Genomic DNA, 19,602 nt, shown 5'->3' on the forward strand with positions numbered 1-19,602 from the left:
TTGTTGTGAGGTTATTACTTTGCGTCTTCAATATAAGATATTGCTTGACCTACTGTTGCAATGTTTTCAGCTTGATCGTCTGGAATCTGAATATCGAATTCTTTTTCGAATTCCATAATCAATTCTACAGTGTCTAATGAATCAGCGCCTAAATCGTTTGTGAAACTAGCTTCATTTACAACTTCGTTTTCGTCTACTCCTAATTTGTCAACGATTATCGCTTTTACTCTTGATGCAATGTCTGACATAATGTTTAATTTTAATTTTTTAATTAGGTGGCAAAAATAAAAAACTTTATTTTAAAACCCCACAATCCCATAAAAATGTATTTGTATTTTATCAAATATAGCGAAGTATTGCCTTTTTGCTACCTAAAATTGAATAATAATTATTTTTTTTGTGCTCTCTAATTAACAACTTTACCATACTATGAAGCGTATTATAATTTTTGCTTCCGGCTCAGGTACCAATGCCGAAAATATAATTAAGTACTTCCACGAGCGAAAAATTGCCGAGGTTACACATGTGTTCTCTAACAACCTGCGTGCCAAAGTATTAAAAAGAGCTCATGCCTTGAAAGTAAAGGCGTTACACTTTGACAAAGAGTCATTTTATGACACAAATGAAGTGCTTAATATCTTAAAAGATGCCAAACCTGACATCATTGTACTAGCTGGGTTCTTATGGATTTTTCCTAAAAAAATCATTGAAGCTTTTCCTGATAAAGTGATAAATGTTCATCCTGCATTATTACCAAAATATGGCGGAAAAGGAATGTATGGTCATCATGTACATGAGGCTGTAGTTAGAAATAAAGAAAAAGAAAGTGGGATTACGATCCATTATGTAAACGAGCATTATGACGAAGGAGCGATTATTTTTCAGGCTAAAACATCAATTTCTAGAGAAGATTCTGCCGAAGATGTAGCGCAGGCCATCCATCAATTAGAATATAAACATTTTCCAATCGTTATAGAAGAACTTCTGTTCGCTGAAAAAAAGTAGTTTGAAAATGTTACGACTAAAGTTGCTTAGTAAGAAAAGTAATTGCCATACTAAGTCTATCGAAGCAAATTTGTAAGACAAAAGTACTTCGACAAGCTCAATGTGGCTTCCGAAATATCGTTAATGATACCAAAACAGACCTTAATAATAAATAACGAGGAACAATCAACGAATAAAAATGGCTAAGAAAGAAAAATTTTATGTGGTTTGGGAAGGACACAGGCCGGGGATTTATACAAAATGGGATGATTGTAAAGCAGCAGTAAAAGGATATGCTAATGCAAAATATAAGTCTTTTGACTCTTTTGATGTAGCCAAAAAAGCATATAAAGGCGATTATGAAGATTATAAAGGTAAAAGTAAGCCCAAAAAAACACTTACTGCAGCACAGTTATCAAAAATAGGAGAACCTAATTTGTATTCAATAGCAGTAGATGCTGCTTCTAGTGGTAATCCTGGTAAGATGGAATATAGAGGAGTAGACACCCAAACCGAAAAACAACTTTTTCACCAGGGCCCTTTTAGACAAGGTACAAATAATATAGGAGAATTTTTGGCACTTGTACATGGTCTTGCGTACCTTAAAAAGAAAAATAGCGACCGTATTATTTATTCTGATTCTAAAATAGCGATAGGATGGGTAAAACAAAAGACATGTAAAACAAAACTGCAACGAACTGCTAAAAACAAAGAAGTTTTTGATTTGGTAGATCGAGCTATGCAGTGGCTCAAGGAAAATACATATACAACTACAATTGTTAAATGGGAAACCAAAGCATGGGGAGAAATACCTGCGGATTTTGGTAGAAAGTAGTTTTAAGACGTATTCTAGATAATAATAATGTATAATACAAAATGCTCCGGTGTTTTTCCGGAGCATTTTTATATAATGATTTCATTAATCTAATGTAGCAAATAAATTAGATTGTACGATTTCTTTTCTCTTAGTTACCACATGCACCAAGATTATTCCATCCGCTAGCTGTTCTTTGGTATAAAGTTCCTCTATACGTTACTTTATCTCCAACAGAATAAGAAGCATTACTATTGTATGCTGATACGCCTGCGCAAATATCAGTACTAGGAGTACTATCACATGCACCAAGATTGTTCCATCCGCTAGAAGTTCTTTGATATAAAGTTCCTTGGTAAGTTACTTTATCTCCAACAGAATAAGAAGTATTACTATTATATTCTGCTACACCATCACAGTTACCACCACCAGTATTAGAACCAGGGTATATTCTTGCAATAAAAGATTTATCTGTAGCAGATAATTGAGTATTTCTTCCTACTGCAACACCATCTGTAGTATGTTCTGCAGGAATAGGGTAATGCATTATTGATAATGGATCGTATGCACTATAGTTAGAAATATTTGCTTCATAACGTCTGAATAGATTATGATCTACTTGTGCTCTACTCCAGTTGTTTGGTGGTCCAGCATAGTATGCATAAACTGCCTCTTTATCCCAGTTAATTCCTGCTACAGGATTTTGATGTTCGTGAATTAAACCAAGAGCATGTCCGAATTCGTGAATTGTGGTTCTTCTAAATTCTGTATCAGAAGTATTATTATTAAACCATCCAAAATGCATACTATGTGCATGATTATTAGAGTCGGTTCCTAAATAAGACCAAGATCCACCTTCGTTTGCAAATTGACCTTCTTTAAAACCAATTTTGATGTTTGCACTGCTGTTTGAAGATACCCATTCAAATTTAATGTTTGCATACTTTTCCCATTCTACAGCATATTGTCTTACTTTAGACTGTACAAAATTATTTCCATTTAAAAACTTTACACGGATAGTTTGACCAGCTTGCCATTCTTTTGATTTAACACTAGCAGCTTTTGAATTATTCTCGCTAGTATCCCATTTTTCGATACATACATGAGCAGCTTTTGCATCTGCATACTGATTAGTTTCAATAATGTCTTCAGAATCTTTTTCGCAATTGAAGAATAAAACCGAAAGCGATGTAGCTAAAACAAGTTTAGCTAAATTTAATTTTTTCATAATTAATTGAAAGTTTGAGTTTGTATTGGTGTAAAGAACGGTATTTTTTTAAGATTATTTTGGCATTTTTTAAATTTTTTTTTCGGAAATTATAATTTTTTTGAAATTTTTGAACCAAAAAATTGCCATTTTCATAAATTATTAGGTATAATTTTGCATTATTTTCAATACACAAAATAAAGAGTTAAAATTTTGATTTAGAGTGTGTTATTGTTAAAGTGGCAAAACCTAAAATCATATACCAATCTGCAAAAAGACGATTATCTGTTTACTATTTCTAAATAAGTAATAAAATTTTAGGTGTTTTAACTTAGATTTATCAAATATCGAACAACATCACAAAGAAAATACTTGTAAATTCTAACAGAAAATAACCTTTGTATTAATCTTCTTACTACTTAAAAGTAAAACGTATATTTGCAAAAAATTATTACGCTAGTTGTATGAGTAAATTACTTATTGTAGGTTCTATTGCCTTTGATGCTATTGAAACGCCTTTTGGTAAAACCGATAAAATATTAGGAGGAGCAGCCCCTTATATTGCGCTTTCTGCTTCGAATTTCAACATTTCTTCGTCAATTGTTTCTGTAGTTGGAGAAGATTTTCCTTTGGATTATCTTTCTATGCTTCAGGAAAAAAATATTGACACTTCTGCTGTTGAGATCGTAAAAGGAGGAAAGACTTTTTTCTGGAGTGGTCGATATCATAATGATTTAAATTCTAGAGATACATTAGATACACAACTTAATGTACTTGCTGATTTTAACCCTGTGGTTCCTGATAATTATAAAGATGCAGATATTGTGATGCTAGGAAATCTAAATCCGTTAGTACAGCTAGGTGTAATAGAACAACTTACTACTAAGCCAAAACTTACGATATTAGATACTATGAATTTCTGGATGGAAGATGCCTTTTTGGGAGATCTTCTAAAGGTAATTTCAAAAGTAGATGTAATTACTATCAATGATGAAGAGGCTAGGCAATTAAGTGGAGAATATTCTTTGGTAAAAGCAGCCAGAGCAATCGAAAAGATGGGACCAAAATATGTTGTGATTAAAAAAGGAGAACACGGAGCTTTATTATTTCATGAAGAACAGATCTTCTTTGCTCCTGCACTACCATTAGAAGAAGTTTTTGATCCTACCGGAGCGGGAGATACATTTGCAGGAGGTTTTTCGGGATATCTAACTAAGACAGATGATATTTCATTCGAAAATATGAAAAAAGCAATTATTCATGCTTCAAACCTCGCATCTTTTTGTGTAGAGAAATTTGGTACAGAGCGAATGGAGAATTTGAATCGAGACGAGGTTCAGAGGCGACTTCAGCAGTTTAAAGAGTTAACACAATTCGAGATAGAATTGTCTTGATATAAAGTATAGCCCTAAAGTGATTGTTTAGGGCTTTTTTGATTATGATTAACACAACAACATTTAGAATTGGAATACAATGAGTGATGCGTTAAAACACGAATGCGGTATAGCATTTATTAGATTATTAAAACCATTAGAGTATTATAAGGAGAAATACGGTAGTGCATTTTATGGAGTAAATAAAATGTATCTAATGATGGAAAAACAACATAATCGCGGTCAGGATGGTGCTGGATTTGCAAGTATTAAATTAGATACGGCTCCTGGCGAACGATATATAAGTAGAGTTAGATCTAGTGAATCGCAGCCAATACAAGATATTTTTTCTCAGATTAATGATAGAATTAATAAAGAATTGGTAGAGCATCCAGAATATGCTGACGATGTAGAACTACAGAAAAAAAATATTCCCTACATAGGAGAAGTACTTCTAGGGCATGTACGTTATGGGACATTTGGTAAAAATAGCGTAGAGAGTGTTCATCCTTTTTTAAGACAGAATAATTGGATGCATCGTAATCTTATTGTAGCTGGTAACTTCAATATGACTAATAATGATGTATTGTTTAATAACCTTGTGAGATTAGGGCAGCATCCAAAAGATAAGGTAGATACCATTACTGTAATGGAAAAAATAGGCCACTTTTTGGATTCTGAAGTAGCCAAGTTATATAAAAAATTAAAGAAAGAAGGGTTTAATAAAAATGAAGCCTCTCCTCAAATTGCAGAACGATTAAACGTTGCCAAAATCCTTAAGAAATCATCAAGAGATTGGGATGGAGGTTATGCCATGGCAGGAATGCTTGGGCATGGTGATGCTTTTGTTTTAAGAGATCCGGCAGGAATTAGACCAGCATACTATTATAAAGATGATGAAGTAGTGGTGGTTGCTTCAGAAAGACCCGTTATTCAAACTGTGTTTAATGTTGCTTTTGATGATGTATTAGAACTTGATCCGGGAAAAGCAATTATCGTCAAAAAGAATGGAGATACATCGATAAATAGAATTATTGATCCATTAGAGAGAAAAGCATGTTCTTTTGAGCGTATTTATTTTTCACGAGGAAGTGATGCCGAAATTTATGAAGAAAGAAAGAGTTTAGGAAGATTGCTTATGCCTCAGGTTTTAGAAGAAATTGATCATGATACAGTAAATACCGTTTTTTCTTTTATTCCGAATACTGCCGAAACCTCTTTTTATGGTATGGTTGAAGCAGCCCAGGATGAATTAAATAAGCAGAAGAACGAAACTATACTTTCAGAAAAAGAGACGTTAACAGATGAACGTCTATCAGAAATTCTCTCATACAGATTAAGAACAGAGAAAATTGCAATCAAAGATGCTAAGCTTCGTACTTTTATTACAGAAGATAGTAGTAGGGATGATTTGGTAGCTCATGTCTATGATGTGACTTATGGTGTAGTAAAACAAGAAGATAATTTAGTCATAATCGATGATAGTATCGTTAGAGGAACGACACTTAAAAAGAGTATTATCAAGATGATGGATAGATTAGGACCAAAGAAAATCGTTGTTGTTTCTTCGGCACCACAAATTCGTTATCCAGATTGTTACGGAATTGATATGGCAAGATTAGAAGGACTAGTGGCATTTCAGGCAGCATTAGAGCTTTTAAAAGAAAATGGAAATTATGACTTGGTAGAGCAGGTTTATGAAAAATGTAAAGCCCAGGAAAATTTAGTAGACTCCGAAGTGCAAAATTTTGTAAAAGAAATCTATAGTGGATTTTCTGATCAGGAGATAAGTGATAAAATATCAGAATTGTTAAGTGATAAATCGGTAAAAGCTGATGTAAAGATTATTTATCAGACTGTCGATAACCTTCATAAAGCCTGTCCTAAGAATCTTGGGGATTGGTATTTCACAGGAGATTATCCAACAATAGGAGGAAATAGGGTTGTAAATAAGGCTTTTATAAACTTCTTTGAAGGTAAAAATGAAAGAGCTTATTAAAAAAACAAAAATGTTTGTTGTTAAAAAGGGTTAATTTGTGTATTTCAACAAGTATTTTGACCTTTCGTCTAAAACATTTTTTCACTATGAAATAACGTTCTATATTAGCAAAGCCATAGCATAAGTAGGTTAAGTTCATGGTAGATTTGGGGCAAAAAAAGGTGGTTCTTCCACCTTTTTTTATTTTCTGACATTTCGTAATACTTTCACATAAAAAAAGAGTCACAATATTGTAACTCTTTTTTAAAAATATATTGATACTTATTTTCCTTGAGCATATCGGCTTGCTACTTCGTTCCAGTCAATTACATTAAAAAATGCTGCGACATAATCTGGACGACGATTTTGGTAGTTTAAATAATATGCATGTTCCCAAACATCTAATGCAAGAATAGGAGTTCCTCCGCATCCAATACCAGGCATTAGGGGATTGTCTTGATTAGGAGTAGAACAAATTTCTACTTTTCCTCCCTGATGCACACATAACCAAGCCCATCCAGATCCAAATCTTGTGCCAGCTGCTTTTGAGAATGCTTCTTTAAAAGCATCAAAAGATCCATACGCTGCATTAATTGCATCTGCAATTTCGCCAGAAGGCTTATCTCCTCCATTGGGTGACATTATCTCCCAAAATAAATTATGATTATAATATCCACCACCGTTATTTCTAACAGCTCCATTAGACATATCTAGATTAATAAGAATATTTTCAATGGTTTTACCCTCAAGATCAGTTCCTTCAATTGCAGCATTTAATTTGCTAGTATATCCAGCATGATGTTTATCATGATGAATTTCCATGGTACGAGCATCTATATGAGGTTCTAACGCATCAAAAGCGTAGTTTAATTTTGGTAATTCGAATGACATATGTTATTATTTTAATTAATAAAAAATAAAAGCGACATCAAATTTAACAATTAGAATGATGAATAAAAATTTATAATTGTTATAAATTGATTAAAACCCGAAGGATAATAAAAACGACCTTTTTTGTTGTAGTAATTTTATAGAAATTGATAGGTATAAGAATTTCGGGTTTTAGTATTTTAGTAAAAAAAAGAATTGAATTCTACTACCGCTTTTATTGTTTACAATGCTGCTGCTGGTGCTGGTAAAACCTATACTTTGGTAAAAGCATATTTGATAGCTCTTTTAAAAGGAGAGTATAGAGATAGTTACAAAAATATTCTGGCAATTACTTTTACAAATAAAGCTGTAGCTGAGATGAAATCCAGAATATTAGAGAACTTAGTTGCTATAAGTGCTCTTGATACTCCATCAAAATATCAAGGTTTGTTAAGTGAATTAAGTACAGAGACCAAAATTCCTGAACTCGAACTTAAACAAAAAGCAAAACGAATTCTTAGAAGTATCCTTCATAATTATGCAGCATTCGATGTTGTTACTATTGATACATTTACACATAGAGTAATCAGGACATTTGCACATGATTTAGAGATTCCTATGAATTTTGAGATCGAAATGGATACAGATGCTTTAATTGAAGAAGCTGTAGATGCTGTAGTTGCCAAAATAGGACTAAACGAAGAACTGACCAGGTTGATTGTTGATTTTGCGATTAGCAAGCTAGAGGATGATAAAAGTTGGGATATCACTATAGAACTTAATAAGATAGCAAGATTGTTATTTAGTGAAAATGACAGAGAACACCTTAATAAACTTTCGCATAAAACAATTACCGATTTTGAGGTTCTAAAAAAACAGTTGAATCAAAAAGTCGCCGAATGTAAGAAAGATATTATTTCTAAGTCGAATACAGTTTTACAACTAATTAGAACCCAAGGATTAGAATATGCAGATTTTACTCGAAGCTCAATTCCTAATCACTTTTTAAAACTTGTAGAAGGCGAGGTAAAAACAGATTTTAAAGCAGCCTGGAAACAGAATATACAAGAAGCCTCTTTCTATAATGCTAAGTTAGACCCTCATAAAAAAGAACTAATCGATAGTATTAGATCTTCTGTAGAAGATGCTTTTCTAGCAACAAAGCAATTGTTAATACAAGTTGGTTTTTTTCAGAATATTATCAAAAACCTTACACCTCTTTCGGTATTAAATGCAATTAATAAAGAATTAATCGGAATCAAAAAAGAGAGAAAGATTCTATTGATATCAGAGTTTAATACGATTATAAGTAAAGCGATTAAGGATCAGCCGGCTCCATTTATATACGAACGTTTAGGAGAGCGTTATAGAGATTATTTTATTGATGAATTTCAGGATACTTCAGAATTACAGTGGAATAATTTGATTCCTCTTATTGATAATGCAGTTTCGACAGAAACATTAACAGGTAAAAGAGGGCAGGTTACTATAGTAGGAGATGCAAAACAAGCAATTTATCGATGGAGAGGAGGGAAAGCAGAACAATTTATCAATTTATCATCTGATGAAAACCCTTTTTCAATACAGGAAAAACAAGTTCTTAATCTCCCTAGGAATTATCGTAGTCACGAAGAAATTATTAAATTCAATAATAGTCTATTTACTTTTTTATCGGGTGATTTTAAAAATGAAAAACATCGAGAATTATATGTAGTAGGCAATAAACAAGAAGTTAACTCCAAAAAAAATGGATACGTTAATCTATCATTTGTTGAAGCAAAAAATGTAGCTCAGGAAAATGATTTATATCCCGAGAAAGTATATGAAACAGTACTCGAACTAAACAAAAAAGGGTATCCTCTTAATGAAATATGTGTTATCGTAAGAAAACAAAAAGAAGGTGCTGTCATAGCAGACCTTCTTACCCAAAAAGGGCTGTCTATAATTTCTTCAGAAACATTATTAATTAATAATGCTCCTCAAGTTGTATTTATTATTGACCTGCTTACCTGGTGCATACAACCTGATCATCTTCAATCAAAAATCAACGTATTACATTTCTTGACCGAGAAGTTCTCAATACAAGAAAAACATTTGTTTCTGGAAAAAATGATCAACAGTACTAAAAATACATTTTCTTCCGAACTTAAAACTCTAGGGCTTGATTTTGATCTTGCCAAAGTAGCTATAAAACCTCTTTATGACGCAGTAGAATATATTATAGCCAGTTTTTCTCTTGCCGATAGTACTACAGCGTATATACAATTTTTTCTAGATGTTGTGTTTGCATTTACCCAAAAACACACAGAAGGTATTGTGGGTTTTTTATCATATTGGCATATCAAAAAAGATAAATTAAGTATTGTTGCTCCAGAAACAGAGCAGGCAATTAAGATCATGACTATACATAAAGCAAAAGGGCTAGAGTTTCCTTGTGTTATTTACCCATATGCTAATATAGATATCTATGAAGAAATAGAGCCCAAAACCTGGCTGGCAGTAGATAGTAAAAAATATGGCAATTTTGAAGAAGTGTTTATTAACTATAATAAAGGGATATCTGAGTATGGTAAAGATGCAGAAGAAATTGTATTAAACAGGCAGGCTCAATTAGAGTTAGATGCGTTTAATCTATTATATGTTGTACTTACTCGTGCAAAAGAACAACTGTATATTGTTTCTAATTTGAAATTAAATTCTAAAGGAGAAAGTAACCCAAATACTTTTTCTGGAAAATTGATTGCATATCTAAAACATTTAGATCAATGGAATCCTGAAAAAACCGAGTATACTTTTGGCTACCCTTTAAAACCAGAGGTTTTAAATACAGATATAGAAGACAAACCAAAAGGGATTAAACTTTCTCGATTCGAGGACTCCTCGGGAAAATATAAGGTAAATATTGTAACCAATTCTGGTAAACTATGGGATACATCTCAACAGAATGCAATTGAAAAAGGAAATTTGATACATGATCTTATGGCTTCTATCGATACATATAAGGATGTGAAAAGAGTTGTTGAAGAAGCCCACAAAACAGGGGAAATTACTATTTCTGAAAAAGAAATACTTTATGATGAAATAAAAGGTATTGTAGACCATCCAGAGCTTTCTCAATACTTTTCTTTAGATAATGTAGTATATAATGAAAGAGATATAATTTCTAATGGAAGATTATTTCGACCAGATAGAATAGTAGTCGATAAAAATAATCGAACCACTATAATAGATTATAAAACGGGAGTTCATAATGCTTCTCACGCTATGCAAATACAGGGCTATGCATCACTTCTTGAAAAAATAGGGCACACTATAAAAGGTAAAATTCTAATTTATTTTAATGATAATATCACTTTAAAACACGTATAAATAAACTATCATTTTTATAATTACTAAAAGAAATTTAAGGATAAAAGGTATTTTTATCTTATAATTGTAACGTAATTGCTGAGATAGATACTTTAATTTTTCTCTAATAAGGTTAAAATTATTGCTTTTTTTGGGGCTTGAAAACTGTAAGAAAAAACGACTACACTCTCCAAAGCTGCGATATATGCTGGCCTGTTAAGAAAAATTTATTAGATTTATCTTTGACAGTTATTTTTAACATATTACATTTGCTCTAATTAACACTTAAAAATTAAATTATTGAATATGAAACATCTTAGCAGATTTTTAGTGGCTTCGTTACTTGTACTTGGATTTAGTACGGCGAATGCACAAGATGAAAACAATCCTTGGGCGGTTTCTATAGGCATTAATGCCGTTGACATCTTTCCTACTGGGGGAGACCTTACTAGTCAGGGAGAAATTTTCGATGAATATTTTAATGCTAGTGACCACTGGAACATCCTTCCATCTGTTTCCAAATTATCTGTTGGTAGATATATAGGAGATGGTTTTAGTTTTACAGCGGCAGGATCGGTTAACAAAATAGAAAACTGGGGAGAAAATCCTACCACAGGAGAAGATTTAAAAGTTGATGACCTATCTTATTATGCCTTAGATGGTAGAATTAGCTACAGCTTTAAGAAAGCATTTGGTTCAAGTTGGATCGATCCTTACTTAGGTGTAGGTGGAGGTTATACTTGGCTTGATGAAAAAGGAGCTGGAACATTAAACGGTTCTCTTGGATTCAACTTTTGGTTAACTGAAAACTTGGCATTTAACCTTCAAACAACTTACAAGCACGTATTTGAAGATTATGAGACTGGTAGTTACCCACCAACTCATTTCCAACATTCTGCAGGACTTACTTTCGCATTTGGAGGTAAAGATACTGACGGTGACGGAATATATGACAAAGATGATGAGTGTCCAGATGTTCCTGGTTTAGAGGAATTCAACGGATGTCCTGATACTGATGGTGATGGAATCACTGATGCTAAAGATGAATGTCCTGATACTGCAGGTACTGCTGAATTTAATGGATGTCCTGATACTGACGGTGACGGAGTTCCAGATCCTAAAGATGAGTGTCCTACTGAAGCTGGATTACCTGCTCTTAATGGATGTCCTGATGCTGACGGTGATGGTATCGCTGATGGTAAAGATGGTTGTCCTAATGAAGCTGGACCAGCTGCTAATAACGGATGTCCTTACCAAGATAAAGACGGTGACGGTGTATTAGATAAAGATGATAACTGTCCTGACGTTGCTGGTACTGTTGCTAACAATGGTTGTCCAGAAGTAACTGAAGAAGTACAGAAGACTCTTAATGAGTATGCAAAAACTATCTTGTTTGATTCTGGTAAATCTACAATCAAAGAACAATCTCACTCAGTACTTGGAGATATCATTGGTATATTAAAAGAGTATCCTACTGCTAAATTTACTGTAGAAGGACACACTGATAGTGTAGGAAGTGCTAAACTTAATCAAAGATTATCTGATTCTAGAGCAAATGCTGTTAAGAACTACTTAACAGAAAATGGTATCGATCAGTTCAGATTATCAGCTGTTGGTTATGGTGAAGACAGACCTATCTCTTCTAATAAAACTAGAAAGGGTAGAAAAGAAAACAGACGTGTAGAGATCAACTTAGTAAAATAAGAATAAACTCTCTTAATCATACGAATAAAACGTCCCGAAATTTTCGGGACGTTTTTTATTTTAGAAAATTAAATAGATATAAAATATCTTAATTTAGCACGATTGATTCTGCTTAGCGGGTTAAGGTTTGTTTAGAGATTTAATATCTTGTACTTAAAATCATAAATACTTGAAAAGTTTTCTAAAAGAAGTTATACTAGAAGTGCAAGGCACTACAGAAAAAGTAAGTGATCTGATTTTTCTGGTACCTAGTAAAAGAGCAGGGCTTTTTCTTAAAAAAGAACTTTTAGAGACCTATCCCGATCAAACTCTTTTTGCGCCAATAATCCTTAGTATTGAAGAATTTATTGTTCGATTATCAGGACTGCAACAGATTGATAACGTACAGACGTTATTTGAGTTTTATGAAACATATTTAAACACTCATACTCACCTAGAAAAGGAAGATTTTGAAACATTTGGTAATTGGGCTCAGACCTTAATCTATGATTTTAATGAAATCGACAGGTACTGTATAGATCATAAGAGCTTTTTTGCTTATTTATCAGGAATACAAGACTTAAACCATTGGTATTTACAAAAAGAAAAAACCGAATTGGTTAAAAATTATATTAGATTTTGGGAAAATCTGATGGATTACTATGATAATTTTAAAAATAAACTACTTTCTAAAAAAATAGGATATCAAGGGTTGCTGTACAGAAAAGCATCAGATGATATCCAGACGTATATTAATACCGAAAATAGAACACATATCCTGGTAGGGTTTAATGCCTTGAATAATGCAGAACAGATCATTTTTCAATCACTTTTAGAAGCTAATATTGCTCGGGTGTATTGGGATGCAGATCAGTTTTTTATGGAGAATACCTACCACGAAGCATCGTTATTCTTACGAACATATAAAAATCAATGGGGATATTATAAAAAGAATCCATTTCAATGGGTGCAAAACAATTTTTCTGAAGAAAAAGACATTACTCTGGTAGGGGTACCTAAAAATATAGGGCAAGCAAAATCTATTGGTCAGTTACTTACATCGATACCCAAGTCCGAGGTCGAAAAAACAGCTTTAGTGCTTGCAGACGAAACGCTATTGCAACCCCTACTTAATTCATTACCTAATACAATCGAAGCCCTAAATATTACAATGGGACTACCTCTTAAAGAAGTTCCTATTGCTGCATTTTTTGAGCTGGTATTTGGTCTTCATAAAAATTCTAACCCCAAAGGATTCTATTATAAATTAGTATTAGAAATTTTAAATAGCTTACCTGTATATAGAATATTAGGATTTGAAGCAACACGATTGATCAATACCATTTCTAAAGAAAATATCGTTTACATAACATTAGATAAACTACAGGAAAAAGCTTCGGATAAGGAAAAACAAGCGCTTAAATTAATATTTGAACCTTGGAAAGATGTTACTACAGCCTTAGAAAATTGTAGAAAAATAATACTATTACTCAAGGATAATCTTGATAAGAAAAACGATGAGTTAGAACTAGAATATGTATATCATTTTCATTTAGTTTTTAATAAAGTTTTTACGTTACATAGTAGCTATCAATATTTAGAAACGATAGGATCTTTATATACATTGTATAAAGATATTATGATGTCTGAGACATTAGATTTTTCTGGTGAGCCATTTAGTGGGTTACAACTTATGGGAATGTTAGAATCCCGATGTCTTGATTTTGAAACTGTTATTATTACTTCAGTTAATGAAGGAGTTTTACCTGCTGGTAAAAGTATGAATTCTTTCATTCCTTATGATCTCAAAAGAGCATACAGCCTTCCTACATATAAAGAAAAAGACGCTATATATACATATCACTTTTATAGATTAATACAAAGAGCTAAAAAAGTATACCTGCTGTATAATACAGAAGATGAAGGAGTAGGTGGTGGAGAAAAGAGTAGGTTTTTGCTTCAGTTAGATATTGATAAAAGACCCAAGCATAAACTTGCAAAATATGTAGTGTCGGCAGAAGTGCCAATGTTAACCAACCAACCATTGCAGATAAAGAAAAATGAAGTTGTTTTGCTAAAATTAAAAGAACTAGGTGCACATGGGTTATCCCCTTCTGCACTTACTGCTTATATAAGAAACCCGATGGATTTCTATTATAAATATGTTTTGGGTGTTACAGAAACCGAACAGGTAGAAGAAACTATTGCTGCAAATACTTTGGGGACAGTTATTCATAATACACTCGAAACTTTTTATAAGCCATTAGAAGGTGAGTTTCTTACTATAGAAGATATCAATAGGATGAGAGGTCAAATTGATATCGAACTTCGAGATCAGTTTAAACAAGAATATACAAAACTCAATATCACGCAGGGTAAAAATCTTTTGATTTTTGAAGTGGCGAAGCAGTATGTATATAATTTCCTGAAAGCCGAAGAGAAACTAATAAAGAGTGGAGCCCGATTAAAGATTTTGGCCATAGAAAGTAATCTAAAAACAAAATTAAAAATTCCTGAGTTGGATTTTCCTATTTATATTAAAGGAAAAGTAGATCGTATTGATGAGCTAGATGGACAAGTAAGGATAATAGATTATAAGACAGGAAGAGTAGGTCGAAATGATGTTGTTATTATGGATTGGGATATAATTACCGACGACTATAAATATAGCAAAGTAATCCAGGTTTTGGCATATGCATACATGCAGCATAATGAAAATCCAATTTCAGAAGCTTTTCAAGCAGGTATAATTTCATTTAAGAATCTTCAGGAAGGGTTTCTTAAGTTTGGAACAAAAGAAAGCATAAGAGGGAAAGCAAATTACGAAATTACAAATGCAGTGTTTGACGATTATCTGCTACAGTTAAAAAAACTGATCCTGGAAATTTTTAATATTGAAATCCCATTTATTGAAAAAGAAGTGTAGCTGCAATAGCGTAGATACTAAACTCTATACTTAGAATTATGATGATCAAAAACAAAAATATAATAGTAGCAGGAAAACATCAAAAACCAATTTTGACAGATGTTTTTTATACGAATAATGAGTTGCAAAAACCTATTGTTATTTTTTGTCATGGGTATAAAGGTTTTAAGGACTGGGGAGCTTGGGATTTGGTGGCAGAAGCTTTTGCCAGAGCTGGGTTTTTCTTTGTAAAATTTAATTTTTCGCATAACGGAGGTACTATAAAACAACCCATAGATTTTCCTGACCTCGAAGCTTTTGGTAATAATAATTATATCAAAGAATTAGATGATTTAGAAACCATTATAAATTGGGTAACCTCTTCAGACTTTAAATTCAAAAATGAAATTAATACTTCAAACATTTCTTTGATAGGCCATTCTCGTGGTGGTGGAATTGTAACTATTAAAGCTGCAGAAGATAAGAGAATCACTACATTAATAACATGGGCAAGTGTTTCTGATTATAAAAACCGGTTTCCAAAAGGAGAAGCCTTTGCATATTGGCAGAAGAAAGGAGTAACGTATATCGAAAACGGAAGAACCAAACAGCAAATGCCACATTATTTTCAGTTTTATACATCTTTTATAGAAAATGAAGATAGATTAACCATCGCTAATGCGGCCAAAAAAATTGAAATTCCACATTTAGTTATTCACGGTACAGACGATCCAACAGTTGATGTACAGGAAAGTAAAAATATACATGAATGGAGTATTAACAGTGATATTTTCTTGGTAGAAGGAGCTGATCATATATTTGGAGTAAAACATCCTTGGCAAAGCAGTAATTTATCAAAACATTTGGAGGCAATAGCACAAAAAAGTATAGATTTCATACGTCTTTAACACTTTCTTAGCCAAAAAATATAATAAGCAATCATTTTTTTTCGTTTATTTGCTGTTATGAAGTTTAATAGACAAATACTAGCTTCCATATTTTTGGTACTCTTCGGTATCATTCAATTAGCAGACTTGCATATTGTAGGTCATGATGCTGATGATATAGACTGCTCTCTTTGTAAGTTTACTTCTGATCATCATAATGATAATTTTACATCTGCAGATACAGTTACTGTTCCTGAAGCAGTACATGTTCCTGCCGATATTGTTCGAGCAACTTATGTGAATCGATATTTTGATTCATCTGCTGCTTACAATTTTCTAAACAAAGCTCCCCCTGCAGCTTAGTTTTACCTAAACTTTATTACTGAAACTTAACTGTGGTATATCCATACCAATCAGTTTATCCATTATTTATTTTACAAATGAAAAGACACACTTGGTTACTTGTGTTTCTTCTCGGGATTAATCTCCTTTCAGCACAAGAATGTGATAAAACACTTTCTGGCAGAGTCATAGATTTTCATGACGGAGCACCCCTTGAAGGCGCTACAATAACATTTAATAATCGTACAATCGTGACAGACGCTTCTGGTAGATATTCTATTACAGGTTTATGTGCAACAGCATATGCTTTTACTATTTCTCATGAAAAGTGTAATTCGCAGGTAGTAACTCTTGATGTAGGCAAAACGTCCTCAAAAGATTTCTCCTTAGAACATCACCTTAATGAATTAGAAGAAGTAAAAGTTTCGGGAGCCAATGATACTAAAACAACTTCTGCTCAAGAAGAAACTATAGGCTCTGATATCATAGAAAAATACGGCAGTGCCTCTTTGGGAGATGCCCTTAGAGAAATTACAGGTGTTTCGTCTTTAAATACCGGATCTACGATTGTAAAACCGATTATTCAAGGTCTTAGTGGAAGTCGTGTATTGATCATGAATAATGGCGTTCGGATGCAAGATATGGAATGGGGTGACGAACATGCTCCTAATGTAGATATTAACACCGCAGGAAATGTTACTGTTGTTAAAGGAGCTTCTGCATTACAATATGGAGGAGACGCAATTGGTGGCGTTATCATTATGGAGCCTCGTAAAGTACCTGCAAAAGATACTTTGTTTGGGAAAACCCGGTTATCGGGAGCTGTAAATGGTAGAGGAGGATCGGTTTCTTCAGAATTGATAAAAGGATATAAAAACGGATGGTTTTTTAAAGTACAAGGAACATTAAAACGCTTTGGAGATGTAGAAGCACCAGACTATGTTCTTTCTAATACAGGAGTATTCGAAAAAGGAGCCTCCCTATCTTTTGGAGTAAATAAATTTACCCACGGCTGGGATGCATATTATTCTTTTTTTGATAATGAAATTGGAGTATTGGCAACATCTCATATTGGTAATGTAGACGATCTTATAGATGCTATTAATGAACAGCGACCTGCAATTGTTAGAGATTTTACCTATGAGATTGATAATCCTAAGCAAGAAGTTACCCACCATCTGGGACGTCTTCGGTATTTTAAACGTTTTGAAGAACTTGGGAAATGGAATACACAATATGATTTTCAATATAATAAACGATTTGAGTTTGATATTCGCAGAACAGAAGAACTTACCAAATTACCTAGTATAGATCTTGAGCTAAAAACACATACGCTAACTTCAGATTTTAGTTTTGATTCGAATCCTGATTTTCTGTGGAATGTAGGAGTGCTATTTAGATATCAGAATAATTTTGCAGACCCCAGTACAGGAGTAAAAAGATTAATTCCCGACTATGATAAGTATGATGCTGGAGTATTTGTTACAGGTGAATATAGCTTAACAAATGATATCATTATAGATGCAGGTATTCGATATGATTATAATCGTATGGATGCTAAGAAGTTTTATTTAAAATCAAGATGGGAAGAAAGAGGATATGATGTAGGTTTTTCTGACCTCATTATTGAGGATTTTAATACACAATGGTTAACTAATCCAGTTTTTGATTACCATAGTATTTCTGGTACCGCTGGAATACAATATATTTTTAAAGAAGATTACGAATTTAGATTCAATTATGCGCTGGCACAACGTGCTCCTAATCCTTCAGAGTTATTTAGTGACGGTTTACACCACTCGGCTGCCAGAATTGAGTTGGGAGATTTAAGAATGGACCAGGAAACATCACATAAAATATCTGTAACCGCACAAAAGAATACAGAAAAATGGGGATGGGAAATTGCGCCATATGCCAATTTTATAAATGATTATATTTTGCTAGAACCTGTAGATGTTGAACTATCTATACGAGGAGCATTTCCTGTTTGGGAATATCGACAAACCAATGTTAGGTTATTAGGTGTTGATGCAAAACTTTATGCTAATTGGCATCAGAGCTGGAGAACAGATCATAGTTTTTCTATGGTAAAAGGAAAAGAAAATGAAAAAGATGCTGCATTAATCAATATCCCTGCACCAACTTTTAATAACGGTATTACTTATAGTAACAAAAATTGGTTTGGGCTTAATGTTTCTTTAGAAAGTCAATACTTTTTTAGACAAAATGAGTATCCGTCCAATATATCTGTGTTCTCTCCGCAGCAAAATGAAGATGTATTATTAGAGGTAAATACTCCTCCAGATGCATATCATTTATTAAATGCAGATACTAGTATGGAGTTCTCTTTAGGAGAACGAAATAAACTAAAAGTTGGATTAACAATAAACAACATATTAAATACAAGCTATAGAAATTACTTAAATCGTCAGCGATATTTTGCAGATGATTTGGGTAGGAATTTTTTATTAAGATTATCAATTAACTATTAAATTAAATTTTAGAAATGATGAACACACGCAAACTTTTATCAACGCTTATCGTCGGAGGTATTTTATTCGCATCTTGCTCTAGCGATGATGATAATCCTGTACCGGTTAATGAAGAGGAATTAATAACTAAAATGACAGTATCTCTAGTTGGCGGTGGAGGAACCGTAACTTTAGTTGTTGCCGATGAAGATGGAGCAGATGGACCAGTAGCACCAGTAATAACGGTTTCGGGTAATTTAACCGCCAATACAACATATACTGGATCTGTAGAATTGCTTAATGAATCCGAGAGTCCTGCCGAATTAATTAACGAAGAAATAGAAGCAGAAGCAGATGAGCATCAATTTTTCTATGAAGCAAGTTCTGCATTAAATATCACGACAGCTTATACTGATAAAGAATCAGATTATAAAAAAGAAGATGGAACCTCTTTTACAACCACTAATCCTGTTGGGCTAACATTTACAGTAACTACAACAGATGCAGGAACCGGAACTCTTACAGTAACATTGAGACACCAACCTAATAAAGCTGCAGATGGAGTAGCTGCTGGAAATATTGCTAATGCAGGAGGTGATACAGATATTACCCAAAGTTTTGATATTACAGTACAATAATTGAAACTCGATTAATTATGTAAGTTGAATTTGTGTAAAATTTCATAATTAGTTTCAATTCTAGCCCTCGGGAGTAGTTACCCGAGGGTTTTAAATCATATT

General features: G+C 33.0%; 14 protein-coding genes. 11 read left to right on the forward strand and 3 right to left on the reverse strand.

The window, feature by feature from the left end; genetic code table 11:
* Nucleotides 1-14: 14 nt before the first annotated feature.
* Complete coding sequence (locus Z053_RS0117140) at nucleotides 15-248, reverse strand: acyl carrier protein (protein ID WP_024768509.1); 234 nt, start codon at nucleotides 246-248, stop codon at nucleotides 15-17.
* 181 nt (nucleotides 249-429) lie between these two features.
* Between Z053_RS0117140 and purN the strand changes: the two genes are divergently transcribed.
* Nucleotides 430-1,005 (forward strand): phosphoribosylglycinamide formyltransferase, encoded by a 576-nt coding sequence (gene purN / locus Z053_RS0117145; protein WP_025666216.1) that lies wholly within the window; start codon nucleotides 430-432, stop codon nucleotides 1,003-1,005.
* Nucleotides 1,006-1,183: 178 nt separating this feature from the next.
* Nucleotides 1,184-1,819 (forward strand): ribonuclease H1 domain-containing protein, encoded by a 636-nt coding sequence (locus Z053_RS0117150; protein ID WP_025666217.1) that lies wholly within the window; start codon nucleotides 1,184-1,186, stop codon nucleotides 1,817-1,819.
* A gap of 130 nt (nucleotides 1,820-1,949) precedes the next feature.
* On the opposite strand, the gene Z053_RS28820 is transcribed toward Z053_RS0117150, so the two are convergent.
* Nucleotides 1,950-3,026 (reverse strand): carbohydrate-binding protein, encoded by a 1,077-nt coding sequence (locus Z053_RS28820; RefSeq protein ID WP_025666218.1) that lies wholly within the window; start codon nucleotides 3,024-3,026, stop codon nucleotides 1,950-1,952.
* A 443-nt stretch (nucleotides 3,027-3,469) separates the two neighbouring features.
* On the opposite strand from Z053_RS28820, the gene Z053_RS0117165 reads away from it, so the two are divergent.
* Both Z053_RS0117165 and Z053_RS0117170 read left to right on the forward strand, forming a co-directional pair.
* Nucleotides 3,470-4,399, forward strand: a complete 930-nt coding sequence (locus Z053_RS0117165; RefSeq protein WP_025666220.1) for a PfkB family carbohydrate kinase — start codon at nucleotides 3,470-3,472, stop codon at nucleotides 4,397-4,399.
* Nucleotides 4,400-4,478: 79 nt separating this feature from the next.
* Nucleotides 4,479-6,377, forward strand: coding sequence for an amidophosphoribosyltransferase (locus Z053_RS0117170; RefSeq protein WP_025666221.1), 1,899 nt, complete (start codon nucleotides 4,479-4,481; stop codon nucleotides 6,375-6,377).
* Nucleotides 6,378-6,638: 261 nt separating this feature from the next.
* Here the strand turns inward: Z053_RS0117170 and Z053_RS0117175 are convergent, their stop codons facing one another.
* The gene (locus tag Z053_RS0117175; RefSeq protein ID WP_025666222.1) at nucleotides 6,639-7,247 is read right to left on the reverse strand and encodes a superoxide dismutase; all 609 of its coding nucleotides are present in this window, start codon (nucleotides 7,245-7,247) and stop codon (nucleotides 6,639-6,641) included.
* Between the two features lie 195 nt (nucleotides 7,248-7,442).
* On the opposite strand from Z053_RS0117175, the gene Z053_RS0117180 reads away from it, so the two are divergent.
* The 7 genes from Z053_RS0117180 (at nucleotide 7,443) to Z053_RS0117210 (ending at nucleotide 19,500) form a co-directional block, all read left to right on the forward strand.
* A complete protein-coding gene (locus Z053_RS0117180; RefSeq protein WP_025666223.1) occupies nucleotides 7,443-10,595 on the forward strand; it encodes a UvrD-helicase domain-containing protein in 3,153 nt (1,050 codons plus the stop codon).
* Between the two features lie 285 nt (nucleotides 10,596-10,880).
* A complete protein-coding gene (locus Z053_RS0117185) occupies nucleotides 10,881-12,278 on the forward strand; it encodes an OmpA family protein (RefSeq protein WP_025666224.1) in 1,398 nt (465 codons plus the stop codon).
* 169 nt (nucleotides 12,279-12,447) lie between these two features.
* On the forward strand, nucleotides 12,448-15,183 hold the full coding sequence (locus tag Z053_RS0117190; RefSeq protein ID WP_025666225.1) for a PD-(D/E)XK nuclease family protein: 2,736 nt from the start codon (nucleotides 12,448-12,450) through the stop codon (nucleotides 15,181-15,183).
* 38 nt (nucleotides 15,184-15,221) lie between these two features.
* Nucleotides 15,222-16,070 (forward strand): alpha/beta hydrolase family protein, encoded by an 849-nt coding sequence (locus Z053_RS0117195; protein ID WP_316930193.1) that lies wholly within the window; start codon nucleotides 15,222-15,224, stop codon nucleotides 16,068-16,070.
* Between the two features lie 57 nt (nucleotides 16,071-16,127).
* Nucleotides 16,128-16,412 (forward strand): hypothetical protein, encoded by a 285-nt coding sequence (locus Z053_RS0117200; protein WP_025666227.1) that lies wholly within the window; start codon nucleotides 16,128-16,130, stop codon nucleotides 16,410-16,412.
* Nucleotides 16,413-16,489: 77 nt separating this feature from the next.
* The gene (locus Z053_RS0117205) at nucleotides 16,490-18,883 is read left to right on the forward strand and encodes a TonB-dependent receptor (RefSeq protein WP_025666228.1); all 2,394 of its coding nucleotides are present in this window, start codon (nucleotides 16,490-16,492) and stop codon (nucleotides 18,881-18,883) included.
* A 14-nt stretch (nucleotides 18,884-18,897) separates the two neighbouring features.
* Nucleotides 18,898-19,500, forward strand: coding sequence for a type 1 periplasmic binding fold superfamily protein (locus Z053_RS0117210; RefSeq protein WP_316930194.1), 603 nt, complete (start codon nucleotides 18,898-18,900; stop codon nucleotides 19,498-19,500).
* Nucleotides 19,501-19,602 lie beyond the last annotated feature (102 nt).

The organism is Aquimarina megaterium XH134 (genome assembly GCF_000520975.1).
Lineage (GTDB): Bacteria > Bacteroidota > Bacteroidia > Flavobacteriales > Flavobacteriaceae > Aquimarina > Aquimarina megaterium.

Bases quoted from the DNA above. Each gene is read 5' to 3' on its own strand.
- Z053_RS0117140 (WP_024768509.1), bottom strand. From the start codon at position 248: ATGTCAGACATTGCATCAAGAGTAAAAGCGATAATCGTTGACAAATTA.
- purN (WP_025666216.1), top strand. From the start codon at position 430: ATGAAGCGTATTATAATTTTTGCTTCCGGCTCAGGTACCAATGCCGAA.
- Z053_RS0117150 (WP_025666217.1), top strand. From the start codon at position 1,184: ATGGCTAAGAAAGAAAAATTTTATGTGGTTTGGGAAGGACACAGGCCG.
- Z053_RS28820 (WP_025666218.1), bottom strand. From the start codon at position 3,026: ATGAAAAAATTAAATTTAGCTAAACTTGTTTTAGCTACATCGCTTTCG.
- Z053_RS0117165 (WP_025666220.1), top strand. From the start codon at position 3,470: ATGAGTAAATTACTTATTGTAGGTTCTATTGCCTTTGATGCTATTGAA.
- Z053_RS0117170 (WP_025666221.1), top strand. From the start codon at position 4,479: ATGAGTGATGCGTTAAAACACGAATGCGGTATAGCATTTATTAGATTA.
- Z053_RS0117175 (WP_025666222.1), bottom strand. From the start codon at position 7,247: ATGTCATTCGAATTACCAAAATTAAACTACGCTTTTGATGCGTTAGAA.
- Z053_RS0117185 (WP_025666224.1), top strand. From the start codon at position 10,881: ATGAAACATCTTAGCAGATTTTTAGTGGCTTCGTTACTTGTACTTGGA.
- Z053_RS0117195 (WP_316930193.1), top strand. From the start codon at position 15,222: ATGATGATCAAAAACAAAAATATAATAGTAGCAGGAAAACATCAAAAA.
- Z053_RS0117200 (WP_025666227.1), top strand. From the start codon at position 16,128: ATGAAGTTTAATAGACAAATACTAGCTTCCATATTTTTGGTACTCTTC.
- Z053_RS0117205 (WP_025666228.1), top strand. From the start codon at position 16,490: ATGAAAAGACACACTTGGTTACTTGTGTTTCTTCTCGGGATTAATCTC.
- Z053_RS0117210 (WP_316930194.1), top strand. From the start codon at position 18,898: ATGATGAACACACGCAAACTTTTATCAACGCTTATCGTCGGAGGTATT.